We start from the raw sequence: 22806 nt of genomic DNA, 5'->3' as shown, positions 1-22806 counted from the left end.
TTGACGGGCCCCCTGACACAAATGGAGGGCCGTCTCATGAGCGCGCCAGAAGACCCGAGCCAGAATTGGGCGTTCGAAACCAAGCAGGTCCACGCGGGCCAAACTCCCGATATCGCGACCAACGCACGAGCCCTGCCGATCTACCAGACCACGTCGTACACGTTCAACAGCACCGATCACGCCGCCGCGCTGTTCGGCCTCGCCGAGCCGGGCAACATCTACACCCGGATCATGAACCCGACGCAGGACGTCGTCGAGCAGCGCATCGCGGCGCTGGAGGGCGGCGTCGCCGCGCTGTTCCTGGCATCCGGTCAGGCCGCTGAGCACTTCGCGATCCTGAACCTGGCCAACGCGGGCGACCACATCGTCTCCAGCCCACGGCTCTACGGCGGCACCTACAACCTGTTCCACTACACCCTGCCCAAGATCGGGATCGAGGTCAGCTTCGTCGAAGACGCCGACGACCTGGACTCCTGGCGGGCCGCGGTCCGCCCCAACACCAAGGCGTTCTTCGCTGAGACGATCTCCAACCCTCAAATAGATGTGCTCGACATTCCCTCGGTAGCCGCAGTGGCACACGACAACGGCGTGCCGTTGATCGTCGACAACACGATCGCGACGCCGTACCTGATCCAGCCGCTAGCCCACGGCGCCGACATCGTCGTGCACTCGGCCACCAAGTACCTCGGCGGGCACGGCGCGGCGATCGCCGGCGTGATCGTCGACGGCGGCACTTTCGACTGGACCAACGGCAAGTTCCCCGGATTCACCACACCCGACCCGAGCTATCACGGTGTGGTGTTCGCCGAACTCGGCCCTCCCGCATACGCATTGAAGGCGCGCGTGCAGCTGCTCCGCGACCTCGGCTCGGCGGCCTCGCCGTTCAACGCGTTCCTGGTCGCCCAGGGGCTGGAGACATTGAGCCTGCGGGTCGAACGGCACGTGCAGAACGCGCAGCGCGTCGCCGAGTACCTCGCCGGGCACGGGGACGTCATCTCGGTGAACTACGCCGGGCTGCCCACGTCACCGTGGTATGAGCTCGGAAAGAAGTTGGCTCCCAAGGGAACCGGTGCGGTACTGGCGTTCGAGCTGGCCGGTGGCATCGACGCGGGCAAGGCGTTCGTCAACGCGCTGACATTGCACAGCCATGTCGCCAACATCGGCGACGTGCGGTCGCTGGTCATTCATCCGGCGTCGACGACGCATGCGCAGTTGTCGCCCGAGGAGCAGCTGGCCACCGGCGTCACTCCGGGGCTCGTGCGCCTCGCGGTCGGCATCGAGGGTATCGATGACATCCTGGCCGACCTCGAACAGGGCTTCGCCGCCGCCAAACAGGTCAGAGGGTCGGCCGATCCGAAATCCGCGGCGGCATTCTGATGACGTTGCTCGATAAGGAACTCGACGTGAACATCGATGAGCGCGAAGAGCATGATCCCGCAACGCTGCCCGCCGAAGGAGAAGTCGGCTACGTCGACATCGGCCCGCTGACGCTGGAGAACGGCGCGGTCATCGACGACGTCACGATCGCCGTGCAGCGCTGGGGTGAGCTTTCGCCCAACCGCGACAACGTGGTGGTCGTCCTGCACGCGCTCACCGGCGACTCCCACGTCACGGGGCCCACCGGTCCAGGCGACGAAACCGAGGGCTGGTGGGAAGGGGTGGCCGGACCCGGCGCGCCGATCGACACCAACCGCTGGTGCGCCATCGCCACCAACGTGCTCGGCGGCTTCCGCGGATCGACCGGTCCGAGCTCGCCGCATCCTGACGGTAAGGCGTGGGGCTCCCGGTTTCCGCCGGTCTCGGTGCGCGACCAGGTGGAAGCGGACGTCGCCGCCTTGAGTGCGCTGGGCATCACCGAGGTCGCCGCCGTGGTCGGCGGCTCGATGGGTGGCGCCAGGGCGCTGGAGTGGATAGTCGGCCATCCCGACAAGGTGCGCGCCGCGCTGGTGCTGGCCGTCGGGGCCCGCGCGACCGCCGACCAGATCGGCACCCAGAGCACCCAGGTGGCGGCCATCAAATCCGATCCGAACTGGTGCGACGGCGACTACTACGACACCGGCCTCGCACCGAGAACCGGTATGGAGATCGCACGCCGGTTCGCACACCTCACGTATCGCGGCGAGACCGAACTGGACGACCGTTTCGCCAACAACCCACAGGGCGACGAGGATCCCGCGGCCGGCGGCCGCTACTCGGTGCAGAGCTATCTCGAGTATCAGGGGCGCAAACTGTCGGCGCGGTTCGACGCAGGCACCTATGTGGCGCTGACGGATTCCCTGTCCAGCCACGACGTCGGACGCGGCCGCGGAGGCGTGGAGGCGGCATTGCGCGGCTGCCCGGTGCCGGTAGTGGTCGGAGGTATCACCTCGGACCGGCTGTACCCACTGCGACTGCAGCAGGAATTGGCCGAGCTCCTTCCGGGTTGCACCGAACTGAACGTGGTCGACTCGATCTACGGCCACGACGGGTTCCTGGTCGAGACGGAGGCGGTGGGCGAGTTGATTCGCAAGACGCTGGAGTTGGCCGCGCGGTGACGAGCAGCCAGCAGCGCTCGCTGTCGTTCGGTGCGGAAGCCGCGGCATATGAGCGCGGCAGGCCGTCTTATCCCCCGGAGTCGATCGACTGGCTGTTGCCGGAACGGGCACGCGATGTCCTCGATCTCGGCGCCGGGACGGGAAAGCTGACCACGCGCCTGGTCGAACGCGGACTGGATGTCATCGCCGTTGACCCGATCCCGGAAATGCTGGAGCTACTGAGCAATTCGCTTCCCGATACCCCCGCACTGCTGGGCACGGCCGAGGAGATCCCGCTGCCCGACGACAGCGTCGACGCGGTGCTGGTGGCCCAAGCCTGGCACTGGTTCGACACCGAGCGCGCCGTCAAGGAGGTGGCGCGTGTCCTGCGGCCGGGTGGCCGGCTGGGCCTGGTGTGGAATGCCCGCGACGAGCGACTTGGCTGGGTGAAGGATCTGGGCGCCATCATCGGCCACGAGGATGCGCACTTCAACGAAAAGACGACGCTGCCAGAGGTGTTCACGGATGTCGAACATCACCGCGTCGACTGGACGAATTACGTGACACCGCAGGCCGTCATCGATTTGGTCGCCTCACGCAGCTACTGCATCACGTCGCCGGAGAAGGTGCGCACCACGACGCTGGACCGGGTGCGTGAACTGCTGGCCACCCATCCCGCACTGGCCAACTCGAACGGCCTTCCACTGCCGTACGTCACGGTGTGCACCCGCGCCGCTTTGTCGCGAGAGCACGGATCGGCCCAGCGGCGACGGTCGTGAACGGCGTCTCGACCGGGAAATCGTCGTCCAGCGAGCGGATTTCGACTTGCCGAATGATCGTGGCCATCGCCAGTGTGGCCTCCAGCATGGCGAAGTGATCGCCAATGCACGACCGTGGCCCCGCGCCGAACGGCAGGTATTGCCAACGGTCGCGGACCTTGGACTTCTCGGGGCTGAACCGATCGGGATCGAAGGTCAGCGGATCGTCCCACAGCGCAGGATCGCGTTGCACCGACATGATGCCGAACAACAGCAGCGTGCCCGCTTCGACTCGGTAACCGTCGATCTCGACATCGCGCATCGCCATCCGCGCCCCGGTGGCGCCGGGTGGACACAGTCGTAACGCTTCGTGTAGCACCTGGACGGTGTAGCTCAGCCGCGACATGTCATCGGGTGTCAGTTCACGATCGCCCAGCTCTGCCACTTCCGCGACCACGCGGTCCTGCAATTCCGGTTGACGGCCCAGCGCCCACAGTGCGTAGGCCAGCGTGGTTGCCGTGGTGTCGTGGCCGGCAACCATGAAGACAATCAGCTCGTCACGAATATCGCTGTCAGACAGAGATATTCCGGTGACGGGATCGGTGGCGGCAATCAGTGCCCGAACCAATGGCGCATCCCTCGCCGGGTCGTCGTGGCATGCCTGCAGGATCTCCTGCGCGAGCTGACGCATGGTATCGGTGGCCGCCCGCGCGCGGCGGCGCGCGGGCGTAGGCAGCCACCTCGGCAGACGCACCGGACGCAGTGCCCGATCCGCGATGTACTTGAGTGCGATCTGCATCGGCTCGGCCAGGGTCTCAGCGCGTTCATCGAGGTCCAATCCGAGCACCGAGCGACCCAACGCACGCATGGTGAGGGTGCGGCACTGCGTGTCGAGGTCCACTTCGCCACCGTCGGGCCAGCGGGCCGCAACCGTCTGCGCGGCGTGGAACATGTGGCCACCGAACTGACGGACATGCTGTTTGGTGAAAACCGGTTGCAGCGCACGTCTTCGAGGCAACCATTCGTCGTGCATGAGGTCGAACAGGTTGCCGCCGAGTAGGTGGCGCATTTCCTGATGGACGACCGTCTTCTCGATGAAATCGTCCTTGCGGCCCAGAATGTCGCGAATGCCCTGAGGCGACGCTGCCAGCACCACCGGAGGCATGAGCCACCTCGGACCCAGGCTGAATCGCGTCACCGGGCCTCCGGCGTTGCGCAGCTGCTCGACGCCGAAGTGCAACGATCTGACAGCACGCACTCTCTGCCAATACGAGAGCGGATTCTTCGGGACCGGCGGCAGCGTACTCAGCTCGAGGCTTTCGACCTTCACGACCATGGCATCCCTCCATCGCAAGCAGAGCCGCGTTGGCTCTAGTCGGCTTGGTGGAGCGTCGCAGGGCGCCGGTGGGGGCACCAGCGTAGTTGACTACTTCAATTGCAACGCAGGCCTACTGCGCTAGCTGGTGCCCAGCGGATCGATGGTCCACGCGATGTAGAGAATCGCCGCGCTGACGCTGGCGGTCGTGGCGACGTCGATGCCGCGACTGCGTACTGCGAGCAAGCCCGCCCGGTCTTCGGGCAGGGTCAGCCTCAGCACCGCAGCGACGGCCACTCCGATGGCAAGGACGAGTGCCCCGCGACGCCAGTAGCCGGCGACCACGAGTGCGAAGGCCGCCACCACGATGACGCCGGGCAGCAGAATTGGCCACTGCCGGCCGAACACCTTGTGCGCGAACTCCCGCAACGTCACTGACCTGCCAGGACCTCGGCTCGCTCCACCACGTTGGTGAGCAGGAATGCGCGCGTGAGCGGACCGACTCCGCCGGGGTTTGGTGACACGTGACCGGCCACGTCCCAGACGTCCGGGTGTACGTCGCCCACCAGCTTGCCCGCGTCGTCGCGGCTCACTCCGACGTCGATCACCGCGGCGCCGGGACGGACCATCTCGGCGGTCACCATGTGCGGCACCCCCGCCGCGGCGATGATGATGTCGGCCTCGAGGGTGTGCTGCGGCAGATGCCGAGTCGCGGTGTGGCACAACGTGACCGTCGCGTTCTCGGAGCGACGCGTCAGTAGCAGGCCCAGGGGCCTGCCGACGGTCACCCCGCGGCCGATCACCACCACCTCGGCGCCTGCGATCTCCACCTCGTAGCGGCGCAGCAGGTGCACTATGCCGCGCGGGGTACAGGGCAGCGGCGCAGGCTCGTTGAGAACCAGCCGCCCCAGATTCGTCGGGTGCAACCCGTCGGCGTCCTTGCCGGGGTCGACCCGCTCCAGGGCGGCGTTCTCGTTGAGGTGTTTGGGCAGCGGCAACTGCACGATGTAGCCGGTGCACTCGGGGTTGGCGTTCAACTCGTCGATGGTCTCGTCGAGCGTGGCCTGACTGATGTCGGCGGGCAGATCGCGGCGGATGGAGTTGATGCCCACTTTGGCGCAGTCGGCGTGCTTGCCCCGGACATAAGCCTCTGAGCCCGGGTCGTCGCCGACCAGCACGGTGCCAAGTCCAGGCGTGTGACCTGCGGAGGTCAACGCCGCCACGCGCTCCTTGAGGTCGACGAAAATCTCGTCACGTGTGGCCTTACCGTCCAATGTGATCGCACCCACGCAAGATTCTCCCGTCGCTTCGCTCGCCCGCGAAGCCAGTCTGGCATGCTCACTGCGTATGAACACACAGCCCAATGTGTTCACCCCGGCCAAACTCGGCCCGGTGACGCTGCGCAACCGAATCATCAAGGCGGCCACGTTCGAGGCTTCGTCGCCGGACGCGCTCGTCACCGACGACCTGATCACCTACCACCGGCTGCCCGCCGCGGGTGGAGTCGGCATGACGACTGTCGCGTATCTGGCGGTGACCAAGGGTGGACGCACCGAGGGAAACGTCATCTGGTGGCGTCCGGAGGCCATGCCCGGGCTCAAGAAGCTCACGGATTCGATCCACGCCGAGGGCGCGGCGATCAGCGCGCAGATCGGCCATGCCGGGCCGGTGGCCAATGCCCGCTCGACGAAGGCGACGGCGTACGCGCCGGTGCGGTTCTTCAATCCGCTCTCGATGCGGTTCGCCAAGAAGGCGACACGCGACGACATCAACGACATCATCGCCGCGCACGCCAACGCCGCCAGGATGGCGATCGAAGCCGGGTTCGACGCCGTCGAAATCCACTTGGGGCACAACTATTTCGCGAGTTCGTTCCTCAGCCCGCTGATCAATCGCCGAGCCGATGAATTCGGTGGATCGCTCGAGAACCGGGCCAAGGTGGCGCGCGGCATGGTGATGGCGGTGCGACGCGCGGTGGAGGCCGAAGGCACTCCGATCGCGGTCACCGCCAAATTGACCATGGCCGACGGCGTGCGCGGGGGCATCTCACTCGAGGAGTCGCTGCAGACCGCGAAGTGGCTCGAATCCGACGGTGGTCTGGACGCCATCGAGCTCACCGCGGGCAGCTCACTGGTCAATCCGATGTATCTGTTCCGCGGTGACGCACCCGTCAAGGAGTTCGCGGCGGCATTCAAGCCACCGTTGCGCTGGGGCATCCGGATGACGGGCAAGAAGTTCCTTCGCGCCTACCCCTACCGGGAAGCGTTCCTGCTGCGCGACGCCAAGCAGTTCCGCGCCGAACTGAAGATGCCCCTGATCCTGTTGGGCGGCATCACAAATCGCGAAACCATGGATCTGGCGATGGCCGAGGGTTTCGACTTCGTGGCGATGGGACGCGCGCTACTCGCCGAGCCTGATCTGATCAACCGTATCCAGGACGACGGGGACGCCCACTCGATCCGGTCGCTGTGCACGCACTGCAACAAATGCATGGCCACGATCTACAGCCACACGCACTGCGTGGTGACGGGCTCGCCCGGTTAGCGGGGCGGTGTAGGCATCTCCACCGCGAGCATCGGCTGCGTGCCGAATTGCAGCACCGGTTCGGTGCGCACCCACTCGTCGGTCTTGATGATCAGGTTCTGCGCGGTCACGGTGTAGGTGACGCCGTCCTTTTGGGCGAAGAATTCGCCGGGCACCGTCGGTTCGGCCACCACGGTGAGCACGGCGTCCTCGTTGGCCACCTGCGCTCCCCGGTATTGGTAGCGGCCGGCCTGGTCAACGCAGATCGCCACGATGGATTGTTCGGTGCGGCTGAATGCGACCGCCGACTGGGGCGCGTCGCAGCGAATCTGCGAGTCGACGAAACCGCGATCATCAGTGGGGTACGCCTGGTCTGCGGCTGCCATCGGCGACGTGATCGCCGCGGCCACCCCCAGCACCGCCGCCACGCCCGTGAGCAGGGCTGCAGGCGGCTTGGACACCATGATCAACGACACCACGAACACAGCTTCGACGCCGAGCGACTCGCCGTACGAACCGGCACTTATTTGCGTTTCTCAGCCGGCAGGGATGAGGGCCATCGCGCAGTCGGCAACGATGCTGTCCGCGCTGCCGGGAATGGCCTGCTTGGCCAGCAGATGCCGCCGGACGACGGCATAGGGAATGTCGACGACGGCGGCGTTGACTCGATCCGTCACGGCCGGCACCTCTTTCATGAGGTGCCGCAGTTTGCGGTGCAGACGTTGCCTGGCCGCGGTCAGGTGTTCTGGCCAGTCCGCGGCGGCCAGCGCGTCGGCCCCGGCCAGCAGCACCTGCGCTTCGTTCGGATGCGCGCGGCACCAGCGCACCGTGAACCGGGCTGCGGCGACACACCGGGTCTGCGGGTCTGCCGGGTCGGATAACGCCGCGGTGATGCCGGAGTGGAAGCGCGTTTCGGTGCGAATCCACAACTCGCCGCACAGGGCGGCCCTGGTCGGAAAGCGGTGATACATCGATCCGCTGGGCGCACCCACCGCGCGCGCGACAGCCGACATGGTGACGACGGCCGGTCCCTCGTCAGCCAGCAGGGTCGCCGCAGCGTCGAGCAGTTGGTCGACGGTGTATCGCGCGGGCCTTGGCATCGTCCTATCATAATAGAGATCACTCTCTATTATGAGTTTGGAGGCAGCCGTGTCCCTGTCCGAATCCGGCCCCGTCACCGTCGCGCAGCGCTTCTACGACGCCATCGCCCGGTCCGCAGCCGACGAGTTGTTCGCGCTGCTCACCGATGATTTCGTCGGCACGGTCAGCGCGGGTATGCCGCACGATGTCGGCGGTCAGCACAACGGCCCGCACGACATGATCGCCGGGGTCTGGGGCCGCATTGACGCGCTCTACGACGTGACCGTGGACCCCGTCGAATTCCTCTCGGTCGACGATGACCGGATCGTCGTGATCGGTCGGTACCGGGGTCCTTCGCGTGACGGCGCGACGGCTGTCGATGCCGCTTTCGCTCACGTCATCACGACGCGGGGCGACCGGATATCCGCACTGCACCAGATCACTGACACTGCCCAATGGCGCATTCCGTGCCGATGACTGCGGATTGACGACCCCCAGACCTGCGCCGAGATCGGTGTCATACCGATAGAGTTGGTCGCGATGAGCCGACCAGCCCCACCCGCGCTGACCGTTCGACACGACGGGTCGACCCGAACGTTCGCACCGGGCAACGACGTAGTCGTCGGCCGCGATCTTCGCGCCGACATCCGAATCGCACATCCGTTGATCTCGCGCGCGCACCTTGTGCTGCGGTTCGACCAGGGGCGGTGGGTCGCCATCGACAACGGCAGCCTCAACGGGATGTACGTCAACAACCGTCGGGTGCCCACCGTTGACCTGCAGGACGGTCAGCATCTCAACATCGGCAATCCCGATGGGCCGCAATTGAGTTTCGAGATCGGGCGGCATCAAGGCGCCGCCGGTCGGACACCGACCCAGTCGGTACCCATCAACGCGGCGCGCCCGGCTGACACGTCGTGGCCCACGCAGACACCGTCACATCCGCCGGCCTCCTCGCCGCAGGTTTCGCGGCCGCAGCCGCCGCCGAGCACGCAGCGCCCGCCGGCGTACCCGTCCGCGCCGCAACCGCGATACCCTTCCTCGCCACAACCGGCCGCCCGCGGTGGGCCGGGGTATCCGTCCGCCCCGTCGAGCCCCGCGCCGCCGCTGCGGCCACCCCCGAATTCGCAGCCGATGTCGCAGCCGGCGCTCGAGTCGGTCACCGCGATGGGCCCGACCGCCGCCCCACGTGCGGGTGAGGGCAATCTCGCGACGAGCATGCTGAAGATCCTGCGGCCGAACAAGCCCGCCGCAGTGGCCGGCCCGGGCGCGATCAAGATCGGGCGAGCCACCGACAACGACATCGTCGTACCGGATGTGCTGGCGTCCCGACATCACGCGACCCTGCTGCCGACACCGAACGGCACCGAAATCCGGGACAACCGCAGCATCAACGGGACGTTCGTCAACGGCGCCCGTGTCGATTCGGCGCTGCTGCGTGAGGGTGACACCGTCACGATCGGCAACATCGACCTCGTGTTCACCGGCGGCACGCTGGCCCGTCGCACCGAGACTGCAGCGGCCACCCAGACCGGTGGCCTGGAAGTGCACTCGGTCACGTGGACCATCGAGGGCAATAAGACTCTGCTGGACAGCATCTCGATCGCGGCGCGCCCCGGCACCCTGACCGCCGTGATCGGCCCGTCGGGCGCAGGCAAGTCGACCTTCGCGAAGCTGGTGGCCGGCTACACCCATCCGACGAGCGGCACCGTGTCCTTCGAAGGTCACAACATCCACGCCGAGTACGCCTCGCTGCGCTCCCGGATCGGCATGGTTCCCCAGGACGACGTCGTGCACGGCCAGCTGACCGTCCGGCAGGCGCTGATGTTCGCCGCCGAGCTGCGGTTGCCGCCCGACACCACGAAGGCCGACCGCGAGCAGGTCGTCATGCAGGTCCTCGAGGAACTCGAGATGACCAAGCATCTCGAAACCCGCGTCGACAAGCTCTCCGGCGGTCAGCGCAAACGCGCCTCCGTCGCCCTCGAGCTGCTGACCGGACCATCGCTGCTGATCCTGGACGAGCCCACCTCGGGTCTGGACCCCGCGCTGGACCGACAGGTCATGACGATGCTGCGCCAGCTCGCCGACGCGGGCCGCGTCGTGCTGGTGGTGACGCACTCGCTGACCTATCTCGATGTCTGCGACCAGGTGCTGCTGCTGGCACCGGGCGGAAAGACCGCGTTCTACGGGCCGCCCAGCGAGATCGGCTCATCGATGGGCACCACCAACTGGGCCGACATCTTCAGCTCGGTCGCCGGTGACCCCGAAGCGGCCAAGCAGCGCTACCTCGCCCAGCACGGGCCGCCAGCGCCGCCCCCGGCGATCGAGAAACCGTCCGATCTCGGCGAACCGACCAAGACGAGTCTGCCCAAGCAGTTCTCCACAATCGCCCGCCGCCAGATGCGACTGATCATCTCGGATCGCGGCTACTTCCTCTTCTTGGCGTTCCTGCCGTTCATCATGGGCGCACTGTCGCTGTCGGTGCCCGGAGACGTCGGCTTCGGTGTTCCCGTTCCGGCGATCCAGGGCGGTGAAGCGCCGAACGAGCCGGGACAGATTCTGGTGCTGCTCAACGTCGGCGCCATCTTCATGGGCACCGCGCTGACGATCCGGGCGCTGATCGGTGAACGGGCGATCTTCCTGCGCGAGCAGGCGGTCGGATTGTCAACGACCGCTTACATGCTCGCGAAGGTCTTCGTATTCTCCTGCTTTGCGTTGCTGCAGTCCGGCATCGTTGTCGCGATCAACATCTGGGGCAAGGGGTGGGGTCCCGGCGCCGTCGAGAGCGGCGCGGTGCTACCGAACCGGTCCCTGGAGTTATATGTCGACGTCGCGGCGTGCTGTGTCGGCGCGGCCATGGTCGGCTTGGCGCTTTCGGCGATTGCCAAGTCGAACGAGCAGATCATGCCGCTGCTGGTGATCGCGATCATGTCGCAGCTGGTGTTCCAGGGCGGGATGATCCCGGTGACCGGTCGCATCGTGCTCGACCAGATGGCGTGGGTCACCCCAGCCCGCTGGGGCTTCGCCTCGACGGCATCGACGATCGATCTGATCAGGCTCGTACCGGGCCCGCTGACACCACAAGACTCGCATTGGAAGCACACCGCGGGCGCCTGGTGGTTCAACATGGCCATGCAAGGCCTGATCTGCGTCGGCTACCTGAGCCTGGTGCGGTGGAAGATCCGGCTCGCCGCTGCCAACTGATTCGATGTTCTGCAGCACTGCGCTGGCCGAGCGCATCGAGAGCGCGGAGGCAGGTCTCATTGCCGCGGGTGCCGATGCGGCACGGCGCCGTGGCGGTGAGGGCTTCGAGATCGCGATGGCGGGCGGCGCAGCGTGTTTCGCCGGCGAGAACTCGCCCTTCAACAAGGTCGTCGGTCTCGGGTTCGGCGGCATGCCATCCGACGCCGACTTGCAGGAGATCGAAACGGCTTTCGGGTCGCGCGGCTGCCCGACCCAGGTCGAGCTGGCGCACCTGGCCGACCCCGAGATCGCCGCGGCGCTGACAGCTCGCGGCTATCAGCTGGTCTCCTTCGAGAACGTGCTCGGCCGCCCCCTGGCCGACGGGTTGGAGCGGGTCACACCGCCCGGTGTCGATGTTCGACCGAGCGCTGACGAGGATTTCGAGACCTGGCTCGACACGGTCGTCGAAGGCTTCGCCAACCCGGACACCCAAGGCGTCGCGTCGCACGAGGAATTCCCGCGCGACGTCCTTGCCGACGCGACCCGCGACATGGTGGCCGCCGGGGCGACTCGCTACGTCGCGACGGCCGACGGAGTCGTCGCGGGCGCGGCGAGTGTTCGCTTCGCCGACGGCATCGCGCAACTCACCGGTGCCGCAACAGCTCCCGCACACCGCAGACGCGGGGTACAGACTGCGTTGCTTGCGGCCCGGCTCGTCGACGCGGCCGCGGCGGGATGCGACATCGCGGTCGTCACGACGGCGCCCGGTTCCAAGTCCCAGGAAAACGTGCAGCGCCGCGGTTTCGACCTGCTCTACACGCGCGCGATCCTGGTCAAACCCGTGCCGGAGCCAACCGCTTGAGCGCCAGCCCACCTTCGAACGGGCGGTAACCGAACGCGGGCGGAGCGACGTAACCGGTGTCCCCCAACGGTGTTGCGACCTCAGCGACCGTCGGCCCGATCTTGGCGGCAATCGGTGCGAGCGTGTCGAGATCAAAGCGGTACAGGCGACCGGCGTTGCCGCCCAGTATCTTTCGGCAGTTGGCCTCGGGCTGGTCGTGTAGCGCCCATCGGATCGCCAGCTTGGAATGCGGCGCGAAGCCTTCCTCGTGCGGATAATCGCTGCCCCACATGATGTGATCGGCGCCCATGTAGTCGACCATCGACTTCTCGAACGGCGTGAGTTCGGACGCCAGGTAGCAGTTGCGCTTGGCATATTCGCTCGGCGCCATGGTCAGCTCGTCGATCGACGAACCGCCGAACATTCCGTAGGTACGGTTGCCCGCTTCGGTTTTCATGCTCGGCACCATGACGTCGAGCAGCATCATCTGGTTTTGCAACCACATGGTCCCCTGCTCGGTCGGCACGAAGCGCAATGTCGGGTGGCGCTCGAACACCCCGGCGAGAATGAGATGGCTGACCGTACGCTGCGCCCACAGTGCCATCTCGGTCACCAGCACTGCGTTCGACGCCGGCTGATCCATCGGCATCACGGGGCTGCCCGCACCCGCGTGCTGAACCAGCGTCAGGTCGAGCTCGGTACACAGCGCCCAGATCGGTTCGTAGCGCGTATGAAAGAGCGGGGCGACGTTCGGATCCCCGGGGGAGACCGCCGGCAGCAGTACGCCGCCGAAGCACCGCTGCTGCGCACCCCAGCGGATCTCCTCGAGAGCGAGCTCGATGTCGTTGGGAAATATCTGGATCAGCCCGCGACGCCGATCCGGTGCCAGCGAGCAGAAGTCGACCTGCCACCGGTTGTGGGCCTGCACGCCTGCCCATCGGTGTTCGAACTCTTCGCGGGTGCGCGGCAGGCTGATCGTGATGTTCGGGGACGTCGGGAAGAACGGCGGCACGGTGTTGGGCAGCAGCACTTCGGCGGCCACCCCGTCGGCGTCCATCTCCGACATCCGCAGCTCGTGATCCCAGTTGCGTTTGGCGGTCGCGATGATCAGGTCGTCGAAGGGGCTGATGTAGGTCTTCGCCCATGCGTCGAAATCGTCATGAAGTCGCGCGGGCAGATACTCCTTGTAGTCGTAGAGATCCGCGCCTGCATGTGTGTCAGTAGAGATGACGACATAGCGATCGATCATGTCCCAGGTGGCTGCCATCTCCTGATCATGCTCTCCGTCGGGGCGAGCGCAGGCGAGATTCAGCGATCGTGGCGGGTGCTCACCAGCGAGCACCCCACACCACCGACTCGACCGTCAGGCTGACGCGACGTCCGGTACCACCGTCGATGTCGCTTGGCGTCACCCATTCGACGGTGGCGGTGCCTGAGATGTGCAGCGTCGTGCCCGTGTCGAAGTCGATGAACAGCAGCGCAGCACTGGGATCCACCGCGAGATTGCCGAAGCTGTTGAACATGTTGTTGCCCGGATAGTCCGGCCACCACAGGCGGTTGCCCTCGACACGGACGAATCCGGGCGGGCCGCCCCGATGGGAGGCGTCCGCTCCGCGAGTCGGATGAATGGTGCCGAGGAAGAAGGTGTCGGCGCCGGCGATGAGCTGTGCGTGCTCGGCGCTGAGCGCCGGCGAACGTTCGATAGCCGGCGCCGCAGTGTCGGAATGCTCGAGATGGCGTGGATGAATGTACTTGGGGCAGTTGCCGTATGCCTGTTCCACCGCGAGCAGTAGGCCGTCGTCGCCGACCAGGGCCAGGGTGCCGTTGACCCGGACCCTGCGACGGGTGGCGAACTCGATGGCGAGCAAGCCGACCGGCTGCTCCGCGGCGAGGTCGTGCAACGGGTCACCGGGCGAGGGCAGGGCGTGGACCTTCAGCTCGTGGTCGTGTGCCTGCAGGAACCCGGGCGAGGAGAGCAGCGGTGACGTCCACAACCGGCCGTCGGCGTCACGGGCCGTCAGCACGGCGAAGTCGCGGGCCGCCAGAAAGGCACCCATGCCGCCGTTCAGATCGGGAGTGGAGAGCATCGCCTCCCCGAGGCGGGCCGCCTGCGCGCGGACGCCTGCGCGGTCCTGAACCGCGAGTTCTCCGTCGTGAAACCCCGTCTGCGCAGTCATCTCACCAGCTCGCATGCAGCTCTCAACGTGAATGTACAGCGGTTATTCCCCATGGATGTTCAGACCGTGAGCCGCGGCGTAGGCCAGCGCCTGGTCGACGTCGATCTTCGCGCCGCGCAGGGCCGCGGTGGTCCAGAACGTCGCGTCGGTGCGCGCTCCCCGAAGATCGGACTCCTCGAGGCGGGTTTTCTGCACGCGAGCGCCGCGAAGGTCGGCGCCGCGTAACACCGCTTTGCGCAAGTCGGTTTCGACCAGGCTGGCTTCCCGCAGCCGACATCCGGACAGGTCGACATTCTTCAGATCGCACCCGCCGAGAACCGCGAGCGTGAGGTCGACCTCGACAAGTATCAGCGGGCGCATCTGACATTCGGTGAACACCGATCCCAGCATGCTGCAGTGCTGAAATATGCTGTGGTGCAGTCTGGCCCGCTCGAATCGGCAGTTCCGGAATGCCGAGCCGACGTGCTCGGACTCGGCTAGATCGACACCGCGGAAGTCGCATTCGTCGAAAACCGCACGTTCGGTGCGCAGTCGGCTGAGATCCTCGTCGCGAAAGTCGTACGCGACGAACTCCCTTTCAAACCAGGCCTGTTCGTTGTCGCCCACCGGTTCAGCCGGGCAGCGAGGACAGGGTGTCGAGCGCGTACTCGGTGACCGCGATCAGCGCCTCGCGGCACGAGTTACGATCTCTGGCGTCGACCGTGACCACCGGGATGTGGTCGGAGAGCGCCAGCGCTTTGCGCAGCGCCTGAATGGAATATCTTGGTGCACCGTCGAACTCGTTGATCGCGATCAGGAACGGCAAGCGGCGGGCTTCGAAGAAGTCGACCGCGGCGAAGCTGTCCTGCAGGCGGCGGACATCGACCAGGATGACCGCGCCGATAGCGCCGCGGATGAGGTCGTCCCACATGAACCAGAATCGGCGCTGTCCGGGTGTGCCGAACAGGTACAGCACGAGGTCTTCGCCAAGGGTGATCCGGCCGAAGTCCATCGCCACAGTCGTGGTGGTCTTCGACGGGGTCGCGTCCAGGCCGTCGACGCCTTCGGACGCATTGGTCACCAACGCCTCGGTCCGCAGCGGCATGATCTCGGAGACTGCGCCGACGAACGTCGTCTTGCCCGCGCCGAAGCCGCCGGAGATGACGATCTTCGTCGAAGCGGCGGCCCGCCTCGCCGCCGGATCCGTCGAGGCAAACCGCCTCTCAGAGTGCCCTGAGGCCACGCAGCGTCCTTCCTATGAGATCTCGTCGTTCGTCATCGGTCTCCGAATCGCCGAGCGTGGTGTGTACCTGCAGATATCCCTGTGTCACGAGGTCACCGATCAGCACCCGTGCGACCCCTAGCGGTAGGGCCAGGCCCGCGGCGATCTCGGCGACAGATGGGACCTCGACGCTCATCGTGAGGATTCGGCCCCGCACATCGTTTCCCGGCCAGCGCGGCGGCTTGGTCGTCGTGAGCTTTCCGATGGGTGCTTCCAACGGCAGATTCAACCGGGCCTCGGTGCGGCCGGCCGTCAGCGTGTAAGGCCGGACCAGACTCGGCTCGTCGTCGACCTCCCGCTCCCAGTTGTCCATCGGCCGCTCACATGTGCTGGGGTGCGCGCCGCCGCGATGACTGCACCACGGCGCCCACCCGTTCCACCAGAATCGCCATCTCGTAACCGATTTGGCCGATATCGCAGTTGCGCGATGCGAGCGTCGCCAGGTTCGAACCGTCGCCGACGCGCATCAACAGCAGATAACCGTTCTCCATCTCGACGATCGACTGCATGACGTAGCCGCCGTCGAACAGCTGCGCGGCGCCCGTCGACAGACTGGCCAACCCGGAGGCGACCGCGGCCAACTGGTCGGCACGTTCGACCGGGATGTGCTCACTGGAGGCCATCAAGAGTCCGTCCGCGGACACCAGGACCGCATGGGTGACCCCGGAGACGTCGTGCGCGAACTTCGAGACCAGCCAGTCGAGCGAATCACGCTGCGTCGATCGTGGCGGGTAGGACGGGGAGGTCACTGGCTATCTGTTCCTCTGGTCTCTCGCGCGTGCGAGCGGCCCGCGTGCACACCGCCGAAATGGCTGCTGATACTCGCACGGACAGCATCGGGATCGCGCTGCGGTAAATCACCGTTTGCGAATGATGCGTCCGGCCCCGGGGAGCCGAACTCAGCCGCCGATGCTACCTCGTCGTCGACCTCGGTGTTTCTGTGAGCGCCGCCGTTTCGGTGGTGTTCGACGTCACTAGCTGCGGATTCAGCCGCGCCTGGTACCAGCCGGGCACCGGGCTCTCGCACCGGCAGCCCCTCATCGGTGTGCTGCTCGACCGGAGCCTCGTCGGCGGCTTCGGCTGCCGACCAGCCGCTGTCCCAGACCGATTCCCAATTCAGATCGGCGCTGTTGGCCAGCTCCGTCGGATCGACCAGCCATTCGGAGAGCATGCGCTGGTAGATCGCATCGTCCGAGCCCGACGTGGCTGACGGTTCCGCGGGTTGGACGGGTTCGGGCTGCGGTGCCGGGCGAACCGGTTCCGCCGCAGGGGCGGCCGCACTGTTGCTCGCGGCCTGCTGCCGTGCGGCGAAGAAACCCGACGTGTCCGTCGGGCGCTCGGCGGGCGCAGAAGGTGCGCCCCACTCGCCCGTCTGGGCGGGCATGGAGTCCTCTGGCCACTCGTCTTCCGGCCACTCGTCGTCCGCCCATGCGTCCTGCTGCGCGGACGGCGCGAGCGACGCCGGGACGTCGGAGATCCCACTGGCGCCGGGATCACGTTGCGGCAACAACGCGACCGGTACCTCGGAATGGCCGTTGCGGTACTGCGGCTCGTCTTCGTAGTCGCCCCAGCCGTCTGAATGGTCGTCGTCGAGTGCCAACGCGGTCGCGATGCCCGCGTGCGCATCGGCCGCGTACTCGGGTTCGCCGTATTGATGCGGCGCATCCGCACCGCCGAGCAGTTCGGGGGGGACGTAGACCCCTGCGGTCGTACCCGAATTCGGCTCGCCCGCAATGGTGCTGCGCAACCTGACGACCAGACCGTGCTGCGCCGCCAACCGTCCGACCACGAACAGGCCCATGTGCCGCGCGGTGTACGGGGTGACCTCGCCGCCGGACTGCAGACGCGTATTGGCCACCCGCAGGTCCGAATCGGTCATGCCGAGACCGATGTCGCTGACCTCGATGACGAGGCCTCCCTGACCGGTGTGCACCGCGGACACCCGCACCTGTGAGATCGGCGGTGAGTAGCGAAGTGCGTTGTCGAGCAACTCAGCAACGAGGTGAACGAGGTCGCCCGCCACCGAGCCGGCGACCTCGCTGTCGGGCACCGTCGCGGTCACCACGCGGGTGTAGTCCTCGACCTCGGAGGCCGCCGCGTTGATGACGGCCGAGACCGGCACCGGCTCCGCCTGCTCACGCTGGACCTTCGCACCGGCGAGCACGAGCAGGTTGGCGCCGTTGCGGCGCATCCGGGCCGCGAGGTGATCGAGACGGAACAGGCTCTCCAGCCGCTCGGGGTCCTCTTCGTTGCGCTCGAGCCGGTCGATGAGCGACAGCTGCTGATCGACCAGTGAGCGACTGCGCCGCGACAGGGTCTCGAACATGTCGCCGACCTGCAGCTGCAGCCGCGACTGCTCGCCGGCCAACAGCACCGCCTGCTCGTGCAGTTCGTCGACGGCGTGCGCGACCTGGCCCACCTCCTCGGAGGTGTACACCGGGATCGGATCGATCGGTCCCGGATCGCCGCCGGCACGCACGTGCTCGATTTCACGGGCCAGGTCGTCATGGGCCACCCGCAGGGCGCTGTCGCGCAGTCGGCGCAGAGGTCGCACCAGCGACAGCGCCACCGCGAAGACCACGATCAGGGCCAGCAGCATTGCTCCCCCGACGATCGCCGCATCCCGGATGGCCGCCGTACGCTGCGCGGCGGCGCGCTCGTCCACCGTCGACGTCACCGAAGCGGTGGCGTCGGTGATGATCTGGCCCGCGATCTGATCGGTGACCGCTTCGGAGGCGCGCAGGTCCGGGTTGTTGACCAGAACCGCAGCCGGATCCGACATGATCGCCAACCGCTTGACCATCTCGCCCTGCAACTGCTGAGCCTCCGCCGAGCCGACGCCGAGTACCTGGCTCATCCCGAACAGCGTCGAGGGCTCCGTGCCGGCCAACGCGATCATCCTGGTGCGCAGCTCGGGTTCTGGCAGTTCACCGCCGAGGTTCACCAGCAGCTGCTGCATCATCATCTGACCGCGGGCACCGACCGCGCGGGACAACCCGAGCGTCTCGGCCGTGATGCGCTCGTCGTCGACGCGTACGGACCCGTTGATGGCGTCCTCTGCGGTGAGCAGGATCGGCGCGTAGGTAGTGACCCGCTCGAACAGGTTGATGTTGTTGGCCGTGACCCTGTCCATCAGCGCCTGGCCGCCGTCGATCATGCTCGTGACGCCCTTGCTGACGTCGTCGGCGATGTCGGTGTCGGATAGCCGGCGCTGTAATTCCTGCCTGCTGGAATCGAACTCGGTGAGGGCGGACTGGGGATCACCGCCGGTGGAACTCGCCAACATCGCGCGGTCGAGCGCCGCCATGTAGTTCACGATCGCGGGCACCATTTCGGTGCGGTCGGCGGCACGACGCAAATCCGTTGCTTCGGTGATGCTGCTGTAGATGCGCAACCCGCCAAACACACCTGCGAGAACCAGTGGCACCAATACGATCGCAAATACTTTCCAGCGAACCGGCCAATTGGAAACCGACCAACGGCTCGGCCTCTTGGACGGCGGCGCGGCTTTGGCTTCGAAATTGGCAGGCGCGTCGTCCGACGGCGCCACCTGCGAGAAGGCGTTCATCGGCGTTCGCCCGCGTGTCGGCATTTCAGTTTTGGAGCGTGGTTCATATGCTTCCTGATAATTCGCCCGCGTCCACGGGTTGGCGGTGTGCGCCTGGCAATTGATCGAGTATGCCAGCCGTGCCGTGCTGATTCCACCATTCTTACTAGACAGACAGAGTTCATAACTGCACGTCTGAGTCGCTTTGTGATAACAGAGCAAACACGTTTTGGACTGTCAGCCCGCCCGGCGCAATGATCTATGAATGTTCCGCGTGCTGTTCTTCTCGCCGGCGGATCACTTATCCGGAACGTAGAAAGGGAGCTATGCGTATCGACCTGTTCGGCGATGGTGACGTGGTGGCGACCGAGATCATCGAGCCCGGCTGGCTGTACCCGGGACGGTAACCGACCTCGACACCGGAGAGTCACACCCGTCGTCTACCCGAACACCGCGCTCCGCACGACCGACCCGCTGGGTCGGAAGATGATGGACTTTCTTGACGGGGCCGAGCTGATCGGGGAGGCGCGGCTGAAGGCCGACCCGGACATGATGTTCGGGACGAGCGAGCTATCGCTCTGGTAAGCGCGGCGCCGAGCTTCGGCAACTGGAGGTCAGTTCCGGTGCCCGAGTTCGGATGCCACTTGGTCACCGAGGGCTTCGCGAGCCTCCCGCTCTTTGGTCCTCAGTTCGTGCAGTACGAGCCTGGGAAGCCGTTCACCGTTCTCGCGGGGTCGGCCTGGGTTCGCCTCGTCCCACGCGATGAACTCCGCGGTCGCAACCATTTCTCGGACGATAGCCCGCCAGGCGTACATTCGCTCCAGGACTAGGGCCGACCCGAATGCCCTCACGAGGGCGACGGTGTGGGCTTGCTCCTCCAGAGACGGCACAGGCGGTACCGGTTGCGGCGGGTTGGTGTCCATCATCGGGTAGACCATGTGCGTCCAGTTGCCTGTCCGCTCGGCTACGTCGAGGAGATCGACGTAGGCGTTCTCCAGCCGTTGTTGTTGTCGGGCCTCGGTTGCGAGGGTTCGCTCGTGTGCCAGCGTCTTGCTGCCGCCGCGCAATGTGCCGAGGATTCCTGCCATGCCGACGGCTGCCGTCGCTGCGGGGCCGACCCAATCCCATGCCATAGGGCCTGATTATGGCTGGCCCCCGAGGAGTCCGACTCCCATCGCACGAAGTCAATCGCGGTGTCGTCTTCATCGTCGTCGATGCGGAGTTAGACGGTCGTGTCACCGCGCCGGTCCATCCGGTTTGTTAACGTGCCGCCATGCCAGGGGTGGGAGATCGGAAAACCTTTAAACGGCAACGTCAACTGCGGTTGCGTCGGCCACACGACGCGCCTACGGCTCGGAACGCCGGGATCGGATCGAGTGACCATTCGAGCCGGGATTGGGTGGGTACTGCGGTGGTCCCGTTACTCGTCGCGGTCGTCGCCCTCGGCGGCGTCGGGCTCGGAACCTGGGTGACCTCGGAGAACAACCGAGCAAGCATCGACGCGCAGCGGGACCAAAGCGATCAGCAGTTCCGGCGCGACCAGCGTCAAGACCATTACGCGGCGATCCTGCAACAGGCCACACGGCTAGAGAACTCAGGCAGCTTTTCCACCTCAGCCTTCGGCGCTTTGGCGGCCGCGGGAACACTGGCAGCGGGGTTCGATCGGATGGACCATACGCACGCAGGGATCGAGTCACCGGCGACGGGAACCACACCGTCCGGGTCTGTACCCCCGGCGGATGGTGGTGTCGACAAGTTGGGCGATCCGTTAACGAGTATCGGTGGCATCCGAGACTCGTGGCAGAGCGCGTACACGGCGCTGGACCAGGCGATCTCGAACGCGGAGATCGCCAGCACGACACGCGTCATCAATCTGGCGCACGCGCTACGCGACAAGTACCGAAACGACTACTACGAATCGGTCCTCGCCGAAATCGACTCGTCGTTTGAGTCGTGGCCTGATCCAAAACCCGACCGATTGAAGCTCGCCGAATTACTCGTCGGCGTGCCCGCCGAAACATCACCACCGAGTTACGACCAAGCGTTGCTAGCGAAGTCGACGGACGAACTCACAACCGAGTTCGTTCGAGCCGCCAAACAGGACCTAGATCTCGACGATCAGTGACCTGTTGATCACTTGCAGCCGAGGGGAGACTGGGCACATGACGCAAAACACCGAGAGGCAACAGAACTGGCTGCAAGAGGTCCACGACCACCCCGAAACCGGGGAAGAGCACGACGCCGCCGCTGCGGCGATGCTCGCGGACATGGTCGTGCCGCCCGATCACACGAAGGCCGCAGACGAGTTGGTCAGGTTGAGGCTCGCCGCCCGGGAACCGGGTGGCCAGTACACCTCCGTAGATGCCGAGACCCGTAAGTGGATGCGTTCGCATCCGAGCTGGACGCAGTAGGGCGACACGCCGATGGCTGGGCCTAGAAACCAAGCCTCGGCCCGCGATCTTAGAAGAGGGGGCCGATCCGGGGCGTGTGAACCTGGTCACTCGGGTGAGACTTTTTTCGAGAATCTCTTGTACTACAGGTTGAAGGGGTAGGCGGCTGGCGATAGCCCGCCCAGAGCGGATCGGCTCTGCCGACCGCGCGGGCGGGGCCGGTTGGGTGTATCGACGCATGAACAAAGCCCTACGGGCCTAGACGTCGTTCTCGTGCCAGGGCTCCTCCCCCGCGCGGAGACGTTCACCGAGGCCGACGTCGTCCAGGTCGAGGCCGACATGGTTTTGCGCCTGGTCCGCAACCCGGAGGGGCTGTACTCCGAAGGCGACGGGATTACCAGTACAGCCGCGACCGGAAGCTGGCTTCGGGCAAGCTGGAGGTTCTGCCGGCGGAGTGGGAAGCCTTGGTTTACCAAGGCTTTTGGCATGTTCCAACTTGTCCCTACGTTCGGGTCGGTGGTCTGAGTGAGCCTCCTTGACCGGACTAACGAGACGGTCACCGTCTACCTGGAAGATGTCACCACGGACGGCGACGGGCAACAAGCTGACGAAGGCGTCCGACACCGGGATCGAGACCGCGGCCCGTATCTGGCCGCTCGGTAATCCGACCGAGGACCAGGACCGAGGTTTCCTGACGAGGTCCCGGTACGGGCTCCGGTTCTCTCGGTCGTGGCCCCATGTCCTCGGTGCTCAGTCAAAGGTCCAATGGCAAGGCCGGAAGTACTCCGTCGTCGGTGACCCGGTGCGACACAACGGGTCGGCTCGGACGCGCCATATCCATTACCAACTGGAGCGGTCGGTGAGCGGCCAGCAGAGCTGGTCCGCTGAGAGCGTCGGACCCGAGGTCCTCCCGTGAGACCCCGCCGGTCATCCTGCCGCTACTGCGGGCGGCACTGCCCGACGTGTCTGTCCAGTCCCAAGTCCCGGACGTGGATTCAGCGGAATTATCCGCTGGTCGTTGTGACGCGTGCAGGCGGCACCCGAAACGCGAACCGTCCGAAGCGGTTCGCTCTGCCGGTGGTCGACGTGGAGGTCTTCCACGACCTTGGCCCGGTCCAGGCCGAGGAACTCTACGACGACGTCCTCACGCTTTATTCGACGCTGTGCAGGCTCAGACCATTGTGGAGGGTGGTCGGATACCTGCAGTCGGAGAACGAG

The 22806-nt window shown here is 66.1% G+C and carries 23 protein-coding genes; 10 read left to right on the top strand and 13 right to left on the bottom strand.

Annotation, left to right across the window (positions count from 1 at the left end; genetic code table 11):
* Nucleotides 1-36 precede the first annotated feature (36 nt).
* Genes BST47_RS07810 through BST47_RS07800 form a run of 3 tightly spaced genes read left to right on the top strand, consistent with a single transcriptional unit; the run spans nt 37 to nt 3292 of the window.
* The gene (locus BST47_RS07810; RefSeq protein WP_083125127.1) at nt 37-1377 is read left to right on the top strand and encodes a bifunctional o-acetylhomoserine/o-acetylserine sulfhydrylase; all 1341 of its coding nucleotides are present in this window, start codon (nt 37-39) and stop codon (nt 1375-1377) included.
* Nucleotides 1377-2534 carry a homoserine O-acetyltransferase MetX gene (gene metX / locus BST47_RS07805; protein ID WP_083124915.1) on the top strand — a complete coding sequence of 386 codons (1158 nt, stop codon included), beginning with the start codon at nt 1377-1379 and terminating at the stop codon, nt 2532-2534. The genes BST47_RS07810 and metX overlap by 1 nt, the downstream gene beginning before the upstream one ends.
* A complete protein-coding gene (locus BST47_RS07800; protein ID WP_083124914.1) occupies nt 2531-3292 on the top strand; it encodes a class I SAM-dependent methyltransferase in 762 nt (253 codons plus the stop codon). Before metX ends, BST47_RS07800 begins: the two co-directional genes overlap by 4 nt.
* Here BST47_RS07800 and BST47_RS07795 read toward each other — a convergent pair.
* From BST47_RS07795 to BST47_RS07785, 3 genes are all read right to left on the bottom strand, one after another.
* Nucleotides 3228-4607 carry a cytochrome P450 gene (locus BST47_RS07795; RefSeq protein WP_083124913.1) on the bottom strand — a complete coding sequence of 460 codons (1380 nt, stop codon included), beginning with the start codon at nt 4605-4607 and terminating at the stop codon, nt 3228-3230. The genes BST47_RS07800 and BST47_RS07795 overlap by 65 nt on opposite strands.
* Nucleotides 4608-4727: 120 nt before the next feature.
* On the bottom strand, nt 4728-5021 hold the full coding sequence (locus BST47_RS07790; protein ID WP_083124912.1) for a DUF3017 domain-containing protein: 294 nt from the start codon (nt 5019-5021) through the stop codon (nt 4728-4730).
* Nucleotides 5018-5875 (bottom strand): bifunctional methylenetetrahydrofolate dehydrogenase/methenyltetrahydrofolate cyclohydrolase, encoded by an 858-nt coding sequence (locus BST47_RS07785; protein WP_083124911.1) that lies wholly within the window; start codon nt 5873-5875, stop codon nt 5018-5020. Before BST47_RS07785 ends, BST47_RS07790 begins: the two co-directional genes overlap by 4 nt.
* A 58-nt stretch (nt 5876-5933) precedes the next feature.
* Here BST47_RS07785 and BST47_RS07780 point away from each other — a divergent pair, with 58 nt between their 5' ends.
* Nucleotides 5934-7130 (top strand): NADH:flavin oxidoreductase, encoded by a 1197-nt coding sequence (locus tag BST47_RS07780; RefSeq protein ID WP_083124910.1) that lies wholly within the window; start codon nt 5934-5936, stop codon nt 7128-7130.
* Here BST47_RS07780 and BST47_RS07775 read toward each other — a convergent pair.
* Together BST47_RS07775 and BST47_RS07770 are read right to left on the bottom strand one after the other, a co-directional pair.
* The gene (locus BST47_RS07775) at nt 7127-7588 is read right to left on the bottom strand and encodes a hypothetical protein (protein ID WP_083125126.1); all 462 of its coding nucleotides are present in this window, start codon (nt 7586-7588) and stop codon (nt 7127-7129) included. The genes BST47_RS07780 and BST47_RS07775 overlap by 4 nt on opposite strands.
* A 57-nt stretch (nt 7589-7645) precedes the next feature.
* On the bottom strand, nt 7646-8209 hold the full coding sequence (locus tag BST47_RS07770) for a TetR/AcrR family transcriptional regulator (protein WP_083124909.1): 564 nt from the start codon (nt 8207-8209) through the stop codon (nt 7646-7648).
* A 49-nt stretch (nt 8210-8258) separates the two neighbouring features.
* On the opposite strand from BST47_RS07770, the gene BST47_RS07765 reads away from it, so the two are divergent.
* The 3 genes from BST47_RS07765 to BST47_RS07755 all read left to right on the top strand — a co-directional run bounded on the left by BST47_RS07765 (nt 8259) and on the right by BST47_RS07755 (nt 12234).
* Entirely contained in the window at nt 8259-8666 is a 408-nt protein-coding gene (locus BST47_RS07765) for a nuclear transport factor 2 family protein (protein ID WP_234809611.1), read from the top strand.
* Nucleotides 8667-8729: 63 nt separating this feature from the next.
* Complete coding sequence (locus tag BST47_RS07760; RefSeq protein WP_083124907.1) at nt 8730-11393, top strand: FHA domain-containing protein; 2664 nt, start codon at nt 8730-8732, stop codon at nt 11391-11393.
* Between the two features lie 4 nt (nt 11394-11397).
* Complete coding sequence (locus BST47_RS07755; protein ID WP_083124906.1) at nt 11398-12234, top strand: GNAT family N-acetyltransferase; 837 nt, start codon at nt 11398-11400, stop codon at nt 12232-12234.
* Here the strand turns inward: BST47_RS07755 and BST47_RS07750 are convergent.
* From BST47_RS07750 to BST47_RS07715, 8 genes are all read right to left on the bottom strand, one after another.
* On the bottom strand, nt 12206-13480 hold the full coding sequence (locus tag BST47_RS07750) for an amidohydrolase family protein (RefSeq protein WP_083125125.1): 1275 nt from the start codon (nt 13478-13480) through the stop codon (nt 12206-12208). The two genes, BST47_RS07755 and BST47_RS07750, sit on opposite strands and share 29 nt — an antisense overlap.
* Before the next feature lie 61 nt (nt 13481-13541).
* Nucleotides 13542-14390 (bottom strand): pyridoxamine 5'-phosphate oxidase family protein, encoded by an 849-nt coding sequence (locus tag BST47_RS07745; protein WP_083124905.1) that lies wholly within the window; start codon nt 14388-14390, stop codon nt 13542-13544.
* Nucleotides 14391-14432: 42 nt separating this feature from the next.
* Nucleotides 14433-14996 (bottom strand): pentapeptide repeat-containing protein, encoded by a 564-nt coding sequence (locus BST47_RS07740; RefSeq protein WP_083124904.1) that lies wholly within the window; start codon nt 14994-14996, stop codon nt 14433-14435.
* A 4-nt stretch (nt 14997-15000) separates the two neighbouring features.
* Nucleotides 15001-15612, bottom strand: a complete 612-nt coding sequence (locus tag BST47_RS07735; protein WP_083124903.1) for a GTP-binding protein — start codon at nt 15610-15612, stop codon at nt 15001-15003.
* Nucleotides 15593-15964, bottom strand: a complete 372-nt coding sequence (locus BST47_RS07730; RefSeq protein WP_083124902.1) for a DUF742 domain-containing protein — start codon at nt 15962-15964, stop codon at nt 15593-15595. The genes BST47_RS07735 and BST47_RS07730 overlap by 20 nt, the downstream gene beginning before the upstream one ends.
* 7 nt (nt 15965-15971) lie before the next feature.
* Nucleotides 15972-16400: a roadblock/LC7 domain-containing protein gene (locus BST47_RS07725; protein ID WP_083124901.1), complete on the bottom strand. Its 429-nt coding sequence runs from the start codon at nt 16398-16400 to the stop codon at nt 15972-15974.
* Complete coding sequence (locus BST47_RS07720; RefSeq protein WP_083124900.1) at nt 16397-19219, bottom strand: ATP-binding protein; 2823 nt, start codon at nt 19217-19219, stop codon at nt 16397-16399. The genes BST47_RS07725 and BST47_RS07720 overlap by 4 nt, the downstream gene beginning before the upstream one ends.
* A 593-nt stretch (nt 19220-19812) precedes the next feature.
* A complete protein-coding gene (locus tag BST47_RS07715; RefSeq protein WP_083124899.1) occupies nt 19813-20331 on the bottom strand; it encodes a hypothetical protein in 519 nt (172 codons plus the stop codon).
* 266 nt (nt 20332-20597) lie between these two features.
* On the opposite strand from BST47_RS07715, the gene BST47_RS07710 reads away from it, so the two are divergent.
* The 3 genes from BST47_RS07710 to BST47_RS07695 all read left to right on the top strand — a co-directional run bounded on the left by BST47_RS07710 (nt 20598) and on the right by BST47_RS07695 (nt 22504).
* A complete protein-coding gene (locus BST47_RS07710; RefSeq protein ID WP_133056204.1) occupies nt 20598-21323 on the top strand; it encodes a hypothetical protein in 726 nt (241 codons plus the stop codon).
* Between the two features lie 37 nt (nt 21324-21360).
* Nucleotides 21361-21609: a hypothetical protein gene (locus BST47_RS07705; protein ID WP_083124897.1), complete on the top strand. Its 249-nt coding sequence runs from the start codon at nt 21361-21363 to the stop codon at nt 21607-21609.
* A 553-nt stretch (nt 21610-22162) separates the two neighbouring features.
* Nucleotides 22163-22504, top strand: a complete 342-nt coding sequence (locus BST47_RS07695; protein ID WP_083124893.1) for a hypothetical protein — start codon at nt 22163-22165, stop codon at nt 22502-22504.
* Nucleotides 22505-22806: the final 302 nt, after the last annotated feature.

It is taken from the genome of Mycolicibacterium tusciae, from assembly GCF_002086795.1.
In the GTDB taxonomy this organism is placed as follows: Bacteria; Actinomycetota; Actinomycetes; order Mycobacteriales; family Mycobacteriaceae; genus Mycobacterium; species Mycobacterium tusciae.
The sequence above is the reverse complement of the archived record's forward strand: the minus strand, read 5'-3'. Positions and strand labels throughout refer to the sequence as shown.